Origin of the sequence: Streptomyces iranensis (genome assembly GCF_017874715.1) — a bacterium.
In the GTDB taxonomy this organism is placed as follows: Bacteria; Actinomycetota; Actinomycetes; order Streptomycetales; family Streptomycetaceae; genus Streptomyces; species Streptomyces iranensis.
The window spans coordinates 176,295-188,613 of record NZ_JAGGLR010000009.1; the positions used below are offsets into that span (position 1 = coordinate 176,295).

General features: G+C 67.6%; 11 protein-coding genes. All 11 read right to left on the minus strand.

The window, feature by feature from the left end:
- Nucleotides 1–46: 46 nt before the first annotated feature.
- Nucleotides 47–1,066: a transketolase family protein gene (locus J2Z30_RS18305; RefSeq protein WP_044568175.1), complete on the minus strand. Its 1,020-nt coding sequence runs from the start codon at nucleotides 1,064–1,066 to the stop codon at nucleotides 47–49.
- Nucleotides 1,063–1,923, minus strand: a complete 861-nt coding sequence (locus J2Z30_RS18310; RefSeq protein WP_044568177.1) for a transketolase — start codon at nucleotides 1,921–1,923, stop codon at nucleotides 1,063–1,065. The genes J2Z30_RS18305 and J2Z30_RS18310 overlap by 4 nt, the downstream gene beginning before the upstream one ends.
- 124 nt (nucleotides 1,924–2,047) lie before the next feature.
- On the minus strand, nucleotides 2,048–2,368 hold the full coding sequence (locus tag J2Z30_RS18315; RefSeq protein ID WP_044568178.1) for a putative quinol monooxygenase: 321 nt from the start codon (nucleotides 2,366–2,368) through the stop codon (nucleotides 2,048–2,050).
- A gap of 83 nt (nucleotides 2,369–2,451) precedes the next feature.
- Nucleotides 2,452–2,910, minus strand: coding sequence for a MarR family winged helix-turn-helix transcriptional regulator (locus J2Z30_RS18320; protein WP_044568179.1), 459 nt, complete (start codon nucleotides 2,908–2,910; stop codon nucleotides 2,452–2,454).
- A gap of 117 nt (nucleotides 2,911–3,027) precedes the next feature.
- A complete protein-coding gene (locus J2Z30_RS18325; protein ID WP_044568180.1) occupies nucleotides 3,028–3,972 on the minus strand; it encodes an NAD-dependent epimerase/dehydratase family protein in 945 nt (314 codons plus the stop codon).
- Nucleotides 3,973–4,049: 77 nt separating this feature from the next.
- Nucleotides 4,050–5,114, minus strand: coding sequence for a sugar ABC transporter substrate-binding protein (locus J2Z30_RS18330; protein ID WP_044568181.1), 1,065 nt, complete (start codon nucleotides 5,112–5,114; stop codon nucleotides 4,050–4,052).
- A 41-nt stretch (nucleotides 5,115–5,155) separates the two neighbouring features.
- On the minus strand, nucleotides 5,156–6,166 hold the full coding sequence (locus tag J2Z30_RS18335) for an ABC transporter permease (protein WP_052701221.1): 1,011 nt from the start codon (nucleotides 6,164–6,166) through the stop codon (nucleotides 5,156–5,158).
- A gap of 18 nt (nucleotides 6,167–6,184) precedes the next feature.
- A complete protein-coding gene (locus tag J2Z30_RS18340; RefSeq protein ID WP_044568182.1) occupies nucleotides 6,185–7,720 on the minus strand; it encodes a sugar ABC transporter ATP-binding protein in 1,536 nt (511 codons plus the stop codon).
- A gap of 208 nt (nucleotides 7,721–7,928) precedes the next feature.
- The gene (locus tag J2Z30_RS18345; RefSeq protein WP_044568183.1) at nucleotides 7,929–9,680 is read right to left on the minus strand and encodes a flavin-containing monooxygenase; all 1,752 of its coding nucleotides are present in this window, start codon (nucleotides 9,678–9,680) and stop codon (nucleotides 7,929–7,931) included.
- A gap of 55 nt (nucleotides 9,681–9,735) precedes the next feature.
- The gene (locus J2Z30_RS18350; RefSeq protein ID WP_044568185.1) at nucleotides 9,736–10,797 is read right to left on the minus strand and encodes an SDR family oxidoreductase; all 1,062 of its coding nucleotides are present in this window, start codon (nucleotides 10,795–10,797) and stop codon (nucleotides 9,736–9,738) included.
- Entirely contained in the window at nucleotides 10,794–12,317 is a 1,524-nt protein-coding gene (locus tag J2Z30_RS18355; protein ID WP_044568186.1) for an NAD-dependent succinate-semialdehyde dehydrogenase, read from the minus strand. Before J2Z30_RS18355 ends, J2Z30_RS18350 begins: the two co-directional genes overlap by 4 nt.
- Nucleotides 12,318–12,319: the final 2 nt, after the last annotated feature.

Here is a 12,319-nt window from a genome sequence, read left to right on the forward strand (position 1 = left end):
CCGGGGAATCTCCGGCGTACCCGGCCGGTTGTGCCCCCGTCGACCGTCAGACCCGGTCCACTCCAGGTGTCCAGCGGCTCGCGGTACGCAGTGCTTCGCGGGCCTCTGCCTCGACTCCGGCGGCGTTCAGCCGGTAGTGCCCGTAGAGATGGGTGGGCGGGCCGATGAGGCTGTACTCGTCCCGGATCCCGTGGCGGTGCAGCCGGACCGGTATGCCGTGCTCGCTGATCACCTCGGCCACCGCGCCGCCGAGACCGCCGAGCACATTGTGCTCCTCCACCGTCATCAGCAGCCGGGAGCGCCGTGCGGCCCTCAGCACCGCCTCCTCATCCAGCGGTTTGACGGTGTGCATGTCCAGCACTCCGACGTCGTATCCGTCCGCGGTGAGCGCCGCCGCGGCCCCCAGCGCGGGGTGGACCATCGAACCGGTGGCGATGAGGGTGAGGTCGCTTCCCGTCCCGTGCTCGACCGCCTTCCCGATCTCCAGGGTGGTCCCCGCCGGGTAGACATCGGGGTCCCGGCCGCGGCCGATACGGAAGTAGACCGGGCCCGGGAGGTCCACCGAGGCGCGCAGCACCGCGGCCAGGGCGGCGGTGTCGGCCGGTGCGACCACGGTGAGCCCGGCGATGCTCCGGGTGACGGCCAGATCCTCGGTCGCGTGGTGGGAAGTCCCGTAAAACCCCAGGGTGATTCCCGCGTGGTGGCCGATCAGCCGGACCGGCTGACGGGTGTAGGCCACGTCGGTGCGGATCTGCTCGCAGGCCAGCAGCGCCATGAAGGACGCGAAGGTGGCCACATACGGCCGCAGGCCGGTGGTGGCCAGACCCGCCGCCGTGGACACCATATGCTGCTCGGAGATCCCGAACTGGAGGTACTTGTCCGGGTGGCGTTCCTGGAAGCGCACCAGTCCGTTGGAGTACTTCAGGTCGGCGGTGCCGACGACCACGGGATGGCCCTCGTCGGCCAGGTCGGCGAGGGTGTCGCCGAGGGCCTGAAGACCCGGAGCCTGTTCCAGCAGGCTCAGCAGATGCCAGGATTCCGGCTGCAGACCGGGCGCGACGCTCACCGGGCCCCCCGCAGTTCCGCCAGGGCGTTGGCCTCGTCCCGCTCGGCCAGCCAGCCCAGATGCCATCCGAACTCGGACTCCATATAGGAAATCCCCTTTCCCTTCACAGTGTTGGCGACCACCACCGCCGGACGGTCACGGCCGGTGTCCTCCGCCAGCGAACGCAGCAGGGGCAGCAGGGCCGAGACGTCGTGGCCGTCGACCTCGTGGGTCTGCCATCCGAACGCCCGCCACTTCTCCAGCAGCGGCTCGATCCCGGTCACACCGTCGATACGGCCATCCAGTGAGTGGTCGTTGCGGTCGACGATGGCCACCAGCCGCCCCAGGCGGTGGTGCGCGGCGCCCAGGGCCGCCTCCCAGACCTGCCCCTCGTGCAACTCCCCGTCGCCCAGCAGGACGAACGTGGTGTACGGGCGCCCCTGGAGGCGGCCGCCCATCGCCATACCCGTCCCCGCAGACAGGGCGTGGCCCAGCGACCCGGAGCTGAAGTCGATCCCCGGGATGCGGGTCATGTCCGGGTGGTCACCGAAGGCGTTCCCCAGACGGGTGTACTCATCCAGCTCGGCCGCGTCGAAGAAGCCCCAGTCGGCCAGCAGCGGATACAGCGTGGCCGCCGCATGCCCCTTACCGAACAGGAAACGGTCGCGGTCGGGCCAGTCCGGCTCACCACGCCGCAGCCGCATCACCCCGTAATAGAGCGTGGCCAGGATCTCCGCACACGAGAAACCGGACGCGTAATGGCCGGTCTTGGCAATCGAGATCAACCGCACCGTCTCCAGACGAGCGAACAACGCCCGTTCCTCGATGTGCTCGATGAGCTCGCGGTCCGCCGGCGCGACCGGCGTCTGTGCAGTCATTCGGTGTCTCTCCCAGTCGGTGAGCCCCATTGGCGGCACGGCCGGGTCCGGGCCATACCGCCCTCATTATCGGAAGTTATCACTGACCGGACGCATAGTCCAGTGAGCGAGAACATATGCCGGATCAGTTGGCCATCGGGCCCTTCCCCGCATCGGCCCGCAGGAAGGTGACGTGCAGAGCAGAGATGTGTTGCTCCGTCTCCGTCATGAAGTACCGGGTGTGGGGTTGCTCCTGGTGCCGATCGAAGGCGGCCTGGTCCTCGTACAGCTCATAGAAGACCCGGGTCAGGGGCTCGTCCGAGACCGTGTGAACGATGTACTCGAGCGTCCCGGGCTCATGGACTCTGATGCCGGCAAGCGCCTGTTCCACCAGTACGTCGAAAGCTTCGGCAGCCGCTTCGTCATACAGCTCGAAACGGGCTACCAGTGCGAAACCGCTGGTCATGCTCGCTCTTCCTCTCTTGCTGGGTCTGGTCCGGTCATGTGCGGGACCGGAGGGCCGCGGGTGTGGTTGTGCCCACGGCCTGATCAGGGTCTGCCTCGCTTGACCTGTGGAGCCCAGGTGTCCAGCAGCCGCACCAAGGGGGCGGATCCGGGCAGCGCGGAAGCCTCTTCGAGTGCCTCGCACAACGCCGCGTCATGTACGGGACGAGCGGCGGCCAGCAGGTCGCGGCCCGCCTCGCTGGCCTCGGTGGAGATGCCGCGACGATCGGTAGGGCACAGATGCCGCACCAGCAGCCCCTGCTGCTCCATGCGGTCGACGAGGCGGGTGGTCGCACTCGGGCTCAGAGCGATGACAGCGGCGAGCTGGTACATACGCCACTCCTCCTCGCGGCTGAGCACGTCCAGTACCGTGTACTCCTTGAGTCCGAGCCGGCACGTGGCGCGCAGTGCACGCTCAATCCGCGTATCGATCCTGGTGTGCAACGCGGCCAGTGCTCGCCAGCACTGGGCGCGGCCCTCCGAGGTGTCATCCAGCAGCGCCACGGGGTATTCCCTCCCTCCGCGGTTCACACGGGGCAACGCCGCCGTTCGGTGAATGGATGTGGGTGTGACCTCCCTGGCGGAAGAGGTCACTCAGGGCGGGCGGGTGACGTCCGTGAATCAGTCCTGGCTCGCCGACACGACATGGTCGTGCGGGTCCGCCTTATGGGCCCACAGCCGCCGGTAGGAGCCCGACACCAGGTCTTCCAGCAGGTCGGGGCCCTGAGGGTGCCACCCGAGTTCCGCGCGCGCCTTACCGGAGTCCACCCGGCTGTTGCTGGACAACGCCACGTCGACCCACCGCTGGCCGAAGGCCGCGTAAGCCACGTGCGGCTCGCAGGACTCGGCCTCCTCGACGCCGAGAAGCCCTCGGGCCACCGCGCGTGCGATGTCGCCCATACGGGCTTCGCCGGCCGCGAGGTTGTACACGCTGCCTGCCACCGCCTTCTCCGCCGCCAGTAGGTAGGCCTCGGCGAGGTCGGCCAGATAGACGTTGCCCCAACGGTTGTCGCCCCGCCCGACGTACAAGCTGCGGCCGGAGGAGATGGCCTGGCGGATGAGCAGCGGCAGCTGTTCGCTGGCGCCGTCACCGTAGATCATGGACGGCCGCAGGACGATGGTGCGTATGCCGCGGTCGGCCGCTTCCCGCACCATCCGGTCGGTTGCCCACCGGGTCGCGACCACCTCCGCCGGAGAATGCTCGGTTTCCTCGGTGAAAATCCGCTCGTTCAGTTCGCCGTGCGCCAGATCCGTGTAGACGCCTGTCCCGCTGGTACGGATATAGGTCTTGCCCGTTCCGGCGAGCGCGTCCAGCAGTGCCCTGGTGGAGTCCGCGTGGTCGGCGCTGGCGGTGTCCACGACGAGATCGGCGGACCGGGCCGCCTCGGCCAGGGTATGAGCGTCATCGAGGCTTCCGAGGAGCGGTGTGATCCCGCGCGCGCTGAGCGCCTTGGCCGCACCGCTGCCGCGTACCAGTCCGACTGTCGAGTGGCCGGCGATCTGGAACCGCGTGCAGACGGCCTGACCGATGTAGCCATTGGCGCCGGTGACGAAAACTGTGGTCATGTGGGGTGGGTCCGTTCTGCTTGACATCGTGTGAGGCAGGGAGAGAGCAGCGGCGATCGCATACCAGGCGCCGCCTGCTACGCCTTGGGCCCGAAAACGATCTTCAGGCCGTCTTCGGCGGCCGAGGGATTGCGGGCCTTGGACAGCTTTCTCGCGTCGTAGCGGGGAAGCCGGTCGATGAATTCGCGCTGATAGGCGTCGACATTGCCCCTGGTCACCCGCAAGGTGTTCAGGACCACGGCCCGGTTCGCCCGAGGATGGCCCTTGATGGTGTCGTATACGGCGATCAGTGCCAGGCCGCCGTTGATGAACTCGCCCCCCGGCGAGACGAGCATGCGTCCGCTCTTGATGGCCGCGACCCCCTCGGCGGTACCGTCGATGCTCGCGACCTTCACCTTCTGGGCCCCAGCAGCGCTCAATGCCCGGATGGAGCCGATGGCCGAGCCGTCGTTGAAGGCCCAGAGGCAGTCGAAGCGGGGGCCCGGGAACTTGGCGAGGAAGTTCTGCGTCGCCTTGAGACCGGATTCGGGCAACTCCACGGGGCGCTGTGGGGTGCCGAGGATGGTCAGGCCCCGGTCTCGTGCTTTCTTCGTGAAGCCGTTCAGCCGCGCGTCCGCCGTCGAATTGCCCTGTAGGCCGCTCATGGCCACGACCTTCTTGCAGCCGGCGTCGCTGAGCGACTCCGCCCCGGCCGCCCCGTCGCCGGTGTCGTTGCCCACGACGTAGCCCGCGTAATACGAATCGCTCTCGTCGCTCGGCTCTATCCCCGGCTTACGGGCCGCGGCCCCGCAGACGATGCCGGCCCGTCGGCACGCCCTGAGGAGTGCCGGTCCGATCTCCGCGGTCGTCGGGCCGAAGACGATTCCGTCGGCGCCTTGGGCAATGAGGTCCTGAACATTTTTCAGCTGGGTGTCTTCCCTCTCCTGGGCATCCGCCACAATCACCTTCACGCCCAGCTGTGCGCCCATCCTCCGGGCAAAGTCCGCATTGGCCTTCCAGTAGGAATTCGCCAGGACCGGCGCGGCGAAGCCGATGGTGAGTTGCTTGCCGCTCCGGCTCCCGGTGCCGCATGCGGCGGTTCCTATGAAGAGCAGGGCGGCCGTCGCGGCGATGGCCCCGCGGCGCGACAGAAGTCTGTTCATGGTTTTCCTCTTCCTGCAGAAGCGGCACCTTGCAGCGAGGGTTATTTGATAATGCCGATCTTGGACCGGTCGAGAGCCACGAAGACAGCCAGCACGAGAATCGCTCCCTGGATCACCTGTTGGATCTCGGGGGCGACTCCCAGAATCACCAGACCGTTGTTCAGGACAACGATGATGAAGGCACCGATGGCGGTATTCCACACATTGCCGATCCCGCCGGTCAGCGGGGTGCCGCCGAGAACGACGGCCGCGATCGCCGACAGTTCGAAACCAGTGGCCGCCTGGGCAGTCGCTATGCCGAGCTGGCCGCCGAGAACGACACCACCGAGACCGGCCAGCAGGCCGGAGACCACGAAAGCCGCCACCTTCACCAGGCGCACCGGAACCCCGGACAATGCCGAGACCCGCTCCTCACCTCCGATCGACCGCGTGTAGCGGCCGAAGGTGGTTCCGTTCATGAGCACGAATGCCACCACGAACGCGCAGCCAAGGGCGATGTAGATGCCCGGTGCGACGCCCATCCCGGCCAATGCTCCACTCACCGGCTCGGATCGGGAATCGGATACGACGATGGTGAGTCCGCGGGCCACCGACAGCATCCCCAGCGTCACGATGAAGGAGGGCACCTTGAAAATGCTGCAGAGCACCCCGTTCACCAGCCCGCAGGCAGCGCCGACCGCCAGGCCGGTCACGATGCCGGTGAAGCTGCCGTGGTCGCCGGCCGTCATGGCGGCGACCATTCCCGAGAAGGCGGCAACCGACCCGACCGACAGATCGATGGAACCGGCTATGACGACGAAAGTGAGGCCGAAGCCGATGATGGCTACGACGCTGGCCTGTTGTACGAGGTTCGCCCAATTGTTGACCGTCATGAACCGGTCGCCGGCCGCAATGGTGTACACGATGATGAGGCCGACGAGTCCGGCCAGGGGCAGGGCTCTGCTCATACCGGTCAGCCGCCGGGGTCCGGTCGGTGCCGAGGGTTGGCGGAGCGTGTCCTCATCCGTGGCCGTACCGCGGTCCTGGGGGGAACTTTCCATCATCTTCGTCATTCCGTCGCTCCTGAGTTGTCAGATCATCCGGGAGACGAGTAGTTCTTCCGTCGGCTGATCCTCACGATGCGCTTCGTAGGTCATGGCACCTCTGCGCAGAACGAGAATGCGGTCGCTCATACCGAGCAGTTCCGGGAGCTCGTCGGACAGCAAGAGGATTGCCGTTCCGGCTTGGGCCAGGCGCTGGATGAGCGTGTAGATCTCCGACTTCGCCCCGACGTCGATTCCTCGCGTGGGGTTGTGGAGGATCAGTACCTTCGGCGGGTCCACCAGCCACTTCGCGATGACGATCTTTTGACGGTTGCCGCCGGAAAGATGGAACGGCACGTCGCTCGCTCCGCGGCAGCGGATGACCAGATCGTTGATCATCCGGGTGGAGATCCCGGTGTCCGACCGTCCCGGATAGAGGCCCAGCCGCGATCTCTGCCGCAGCGTGGGCAGCAGGATGTTCTGCAGGATCGAAAGCCGCAGTATCACCCCTTCGCGGTCACGGTCCGGCGGAACGTACGCCACCCCTCGCCGGATAGCCTCACGAGGGCCCGCCGGGGCGAACGGAGCGTCCGCGAGGGCGATACTGCCGGCATCGGCTCGAAGGTCCCCGAAGAGTGTCCTGGCCAGCTCTTGCGACCCGCAGCCGACCAGGCCGCCGATACCGAGGATTTCCCCGGCCCGCAGGGTGAAGCTGATGTCACGGTAGGAGTTGGCGAGCGTGAGACCGTCGACCGCCAGCGCTCGCTCACCCCCGGCGTTTTCGGTCCTGTCCGTCCGGTACAGCGTGGCGGCGATGTCCCTGCCGACCATCAGACGGGTCAGCGTGTTCGTGTCCGTCCGGGCCGGCAGAGTCTCCACGAGACGGCCGTCCTTGAGGACCGTGACGGTGTCGCAGACACGGTGGATCTCCTCCAGGTAGTGGGAGATGTAGACGATGGCGACACCGTCGTCCCTGAGCCTGCGCAGGGCGTTGAAGAGCAGTTCGAGCCGGGTGTGGCCGAGGCAGGCGCTCATCTCGTCGACGAGCAGGACACTGGGCTTGAAGTGCATGGCGCGGGCAAGCTCCACCAGCTTGCGGTCCTCCAGGCAGAGGCTGCCCGCACGGGTACGGGGTGAGATATGTGGGGCGATCTCCTGGAGCGCGTCCCCGACCGCACGGACGGTCCTGCCCGGCAGTACGATCCCGGCCCGGGAGGCCACCGGGCCCCGGCCGAGGAGGAAGTTCTCGGCGACGGTGAGCGAGGGGACGAGGCCGGGCTCCTGCAGCACGATCTCGACCCCGCTCCGGCGGGCCCGCACCACGCTGTCAGGGGCGTAGGGCTGCCCGAGCAGCTCCATCGATCCGGCCGACAGCGGTGACAGCCCGGCTATGACACCGAGCAGTGTCGACTTGCCGGCTCCGTTCTCCCCCAGCAATCCATGGACGCGGCCCCGTTCGATGGTGAGCGATGTGTCGTCGTGCCAGTCGAGCGCCTTTGTTCCGGGGTAGTAGCGCCGAAGTCCACGCAACACCATGGCCGGGTCGTCCGTTCCGGGAACCTGCCGCGAAGTGTTGGCCGTCATGGGTGACTCTCCTTGAGCTCTTCCTGGACCGGGCCGAGGGCCATCCGTATCCAGGGGATGCTGGAGTTCCTGCTAAAAGCCGCGCGTACCAGGGATTCCGGGCTCGGACCCGGCGCTGGACGCGCCAAGTCCGAGCGGTCCGGAGCGGAAGGCACGGCGTCGTCCCGGGGACGGTCCGCCGCCTCCCGTCACACCATGGGCAGTCCAGTCAGCGGGCCGCGTCCAGGTCTTGCCGGAGCTGTAGCGCCAGCACCTTGGAGTAGGTGCGGCACATCTGGAAGTTGCCGGCGGAGAACCACAGCCCGCGCTGGGCGGTACGACGCCACATGTTGCGTACTTCGCCCTCGTCGTCGTAACCCCAGATCGGGCCGACGGCGTCGGCGGCCTCGTCCCCCATCAGTCGGCGGACGCCCTCCTGCTGACTCTGGTAGCCGGTGGCGAGCACGACCAGATCGGCCTCGACCACCGTCCCGTCGCTCATCCGAAGCCCCTGAGCGGTGAAGCCGTCGGCGTCCGCGAACTGGATGAGCCCGATCTCCTGGGAGATGATGAGTTCCGCGCATCCCACGTTGAGGTAGTAACCGCCTCCGCGTGTCATGTACTTCATCTGGAATCCGGAGTCTTCCTCACCGTAGTCCGTACGGAAACCGGCTGCTTCCAGCGCCGCGACGAGGTCTTGGTCGAACTCCTTCATCGTGGCGGTGAGCGCCTGACTCCCGGCGTACATGTCGGGGTACGGCACGGAGAGACCGATGAGGTCGCTGTCCTCGATCGTGGGAGCGGTCAGGTAACTCGCGTCCGCGGCGGCGGCGCTCGGGTCGATGCTGGCCACGGTGGTCGAACGCCGTTGCACCATCGTCACCGCCGCACCGTTGGCGTGGAGGTCCTGGGCGACATCGTGTCCGCTGTTTCCGGTGCCGATGACGATCGCGCGCTTGCCGGTGTGCTCCGCACCGCCTGTGTAGGCGCTGGAGTGGATGACCTCGCCCCGGAACTCGTCCAGTCCGGGGAGCGTGGGCACGTACGGGATGCCGCTCACCCCGGTCGCGAGCACGACGTGCTGTGGCCGTAGGACGCGTACGCCGCCGTCCGCTCGGCGGATGCGCACCTCCCACGTGCCGGAGTCCTCGTCATAGGCGCCGTGCTCGAGCGTGGACGAGCCCCAGAAGTTGATTTCCATGGCGTCGACGTACGATTCGAACCATCCCGCCAGCTTGTCCTTCGGCACGAACACCGGCCAAGTCTGCGGGAACGGCATGTATGGCATGTCGTTGAGCCATACGGCGTTGTGCAGGGTGAGTGAGTGGTAGCGCTTGCGCCAGTTGTCCCCCGGGCGCTCGTGTGTATCGACGATGAGGGTGTCCACGTCGAGCTGATTGAGCCGCGCGGCCAGCGCCAGACCGGTCTGGCCGCCTCCCACGATCAGCACCTGGGGATCGCGGTCCTCGTAGGCTATGGCCGTCTGTCGGCGGTCGAGCCAGTTGGGGCCCTCGAACTTCGTGGAGTCCGCCTTCCCCAGCGGGCGATTGTCGCCGATGTGCTCCGGATGCCCGGCGAGCTGGTCCAGCGAGGTGAAGAAATTCCGGGCGCGGTACCCCTGGCCGGGGACATCGACGAGCCGGACCACGCCGATACCCGATCCGGCGAGGACGTCGAACTCGAAGATGGCTTCCACGCTGGTCACACCGTTCCGCTCGACCACGCGCGGTTCGGTCCGGCCCTCCGCGAGCCGGAAGTCGGTGGCCTTCACCTCGGGCTGACACCGCGCCAGTTCCTCGGCCACCTGAGGGCCGGAAAAGGTCCGCAGATCTCCGGTGAACGACAGCAGATCACGCCAGTAACACTCGGGCGCGAAATGTAGGGACAGGTCGTTTCCCGGCGTCAGAGAGGTGCCGAACTTTCGCAGCCAGGACTCGGCTATGGCGCGCGGATCAGCGTGGTGGGCGTTCGATGAGGTCATCGCGGCTCTCCAATGAGAATGCAGGGGGGACGTCAAGGGAGAATGCAGGGGGACGTCAGGGGATGATGGACAGCTCGCGCAGCCGCGCAAGGTTGCCGATGAAGCTCTCGTGGGTGTCGCGGCAGTCGGCGAAGCCGGCCTGCCGGATCTTGATGGTGCTCTGGACCATGTCCGCTTCCATCGAGAACCATCCGTCGACGAAGGGCCAGGCCGCGAGGTGCTCCATCGGTTCGGGCCGGAGCCGGTGACGAGCGACGATGTCGTCCCACACGCCACCCTTGTCGGCCATGTGCTCGGCCAGCGACATCGGCTGCGGCGGAGCGGTCTCCATTCCGAAGAACGCACCGATCTCCGGCCACAGGTGTTGCCATCGGAAGTGGTCACCATTGGTCACGTTGAACACCTCACCGCGGGCCGCCGCCGATCCCAGCGCCCAGTGGACGGCTCCGGCGATGACCGAGGCGTCGGTGGCCTGATGCAGCGCGGACCACGTCCGGGGGGTGCCGGGGAAACGCAGCGGGACGCCCAGGTGCCGGCAGACGCCGGCGTAGACGGCCACGCCCGTGAGCATGTTCATCGGTGAGCCGAAACTCAGCCCGATGACGGCATCCGGCCGCAGGACGGTCCATGCGTATCCGTGCCGCTTCGCGTCCTCGTAGAGGAGATCTTCCTGGTCGTTGTAGAAGATCGGCCCGAGGAACCGGGGGTCCGACTCCTTCGCCGGGGTCTTGTAGACGCCCAGATGCTCCCCGTAGGACTTGCCCCCGCCGATCAGCACGACCTGCCGGAGTTCGGACGGCGACGCGTGAACGGCATCGAGCACATGCCGGAGCATGGCCACGTTCGGCGCCACTGTGGCCGCCATCGTCTCGCGTTCCGTGTAGCCGGCGTAGACGATTTCGGTGATGTCGGCCCGGTTGCCGAGACCGGCCCGCGCCGCGGACGCGTCCAGCAGGTCGACCTGGATATGGTCCTCGATCTCGGTTCCGTCCTCGAGCCGGACCGTGCCACGGCGGGCGAGGGTGACGACGTGGCGCCCCTCCGCGACCAGACGGCGCACCACGGCACCTCCGATCACACCGTGCGCGCCCACGACCAGTGTGGTGGAACGGCTCATCGAACAGCCTCCGTGGTCGGAGGGGTGCCGGCGTTCAACGCCACGTACTTGGTCTCCAGGTACTCCGCGATGCCCTCGGGGCCGCCTTCACGCCCGAACCCGGACTGCTTCACCCCGCCGAAGGGCGCGGCCACGTTCGACACCATGCCTTGGTTGACGGCCACCATTCCGGTCTCGAGAAGCTCGGCGACACGCATGGCCCTGTCCAGGTCCTTGGTGTAGACGTACGCGGCGAGCCCGAACTCACTGGCGTTCGCACGCTGGATCACGTCCGGTTCCTTCTCGAACGCGGCCACGGGGGCGAAAGGCCCGAAGATCTCCTCGGTCAGCACCCGAGCGTCCTCGGGGACGTCCGAGACCACGGTCGGCTCGATGAAATATCCCGGCCGGTCGGGGATTCCACCGCCGACAACCAGCCGACCGCCCTTCTCGGTCGCGTCCCGGACCAGATCGGCCACCTTCGTACGCTGTACGCCGTCGATGAGCGGGCCCACGTCGCTGGACAGCTCCAGGCCGGGCCCCACCCGCAGGGAACGGAAACGCTCGGCGAGTGCCTCGGCGAATTCGCCGATCACCTCGCGGTGCACATAGAACCGGTTGGCGCTGGTACATGCCTCACCGTTGTTCCGCAACTTCGCGATCACCGCCCCGTCGACGGCCGCCTCGATGTCGGCGTCCGGGAAGACGATGAACGGTGCGTTGCCGCCGAGTTCCATCGAGACCCGGAGCAATTGGTCGGCCGACTGCCTGACCAGGAGTCGCCCGATCTCGGTCGACCCGGTGAAGGAGATCTTGCGCAGCCGCGAGTCCTTCATCAGCGCACCGACCGTGCGCGACGAGCTGCCGCTGACGAACACGTTCAGGACGCCGGGCGGAAGACCAGCCTCCTCGAAGATCGCGGCGAGCGCCAGCATGCTCAGCGGCGTCTGCGACGCCGGCTTGATGACACAGGTGCATCCCGCGGCCAGCGCGGGCCCGATCTTGCGGGTGCCCATGGCGAGGGGGAAGTTCCACGGCGTCACGAAGAGGCAGGGGCCCACCGGCTGCCCCATGGTGACGATGCGGCCGACCCCGTTCTCCGGAACGGCGAACCGCCCGTTGACGCGCACGGCCTCCTCCGAGTACCAGCGGAGGTAACCCGCGGCGTACTCCACCTCCGCCAGGGCCTGCTGGTAGGGCTTCCCCATCTCCGCCGTCATGATGGCGGCCAGCGCGGCGGCACGCTCCACCATCAGGTCGTACGCGCGCCGCAGGATCTCCGCCCGGCGCCGCGGGGGCCACGCGGCCCAAGCCGGTTGCGCCGCCACGGCGGCGTCGAGCGCGGCCACGGCGTCCTCGACGCCCGCGTCAGCCACCTCCGCGATGGTGTGGCCCCGGGCGGGGTCCTCCACCGACAGCGGTCCTTCACCGGTGCTCGACTGGATCCACCGACCGCCGATGAAGAGCTTTTTGGGGACGGTCGCAAGGTGCGCCGAGGCGTCAACGGACTGTCGTTCGGCATGCTGCTGAGGAGATGTCACTC

What these genes read in the sequence shown, in the direction of transcription:
- J2Z30_RS18310 (WP_044568177.1), bottom strand. Translation starts at nt 1,923, where the DNA reads ATGACTGCACAGACGCCGGTCGCGCCGGCGGACCGCGAGCTCATCGAG.
- J2Z30_RS18315 (WP_044568178.1), bottom strand. Translation starts at nt 2,368, where the DNA reads ATGACCAGCGGTTTCGCACTGGTAGCCCGTTTCGAGCTGTATGACGAA.
- J2Z30_RS18325 (WP_044568180.1), bottom strand. Translation starts at nt 3,972, where the DNA reads ATGACCACAGTTTTCGTCACCGGCGCCAATGGCTACATCGGTCAGGCC.
- J2Z30_RS18330 (WP_044568181.1), bottom strand. Translation starts at nt 5,114, where the DNA reads ATGAACAGACTTCTGTCGCGCCGCGGGGCCATCGCCGCGACGGCCGCC.
- J2Z30_RS18335 (WP_052701221.1), bottom strand. Translation starts at nt 6,166, where the DNA reads ATGACGAAGATGATGGAAAGTTCCCCCCAGGACCGCGGTACGGCCACG.
- J2Z30_RS18340 (WP_044568182.1), bottom strand. Translation starts at nt 7,720, where the DNA reads ATGACGGCCAACACTTCGCGGCAGGTTCCCGGAACGGACGACCCGGCC.
- J2Z30_RS18345 (WP_044568183.1), bottom strand. Translation starts at nt 9,680, where the DNA reads ATGACCTCATCGAACGCCCACCACGCTGATCCGCGCGCCATAGCCGAG.
- J2Z30_RS18350 (WP_044568185.1), bottom strand. Translation starts at nt 10,797, where the DNA reads ATGAGCCGTTCCACCACACTGGTCGTGGGCGCGCACGGTGTGATCGGA.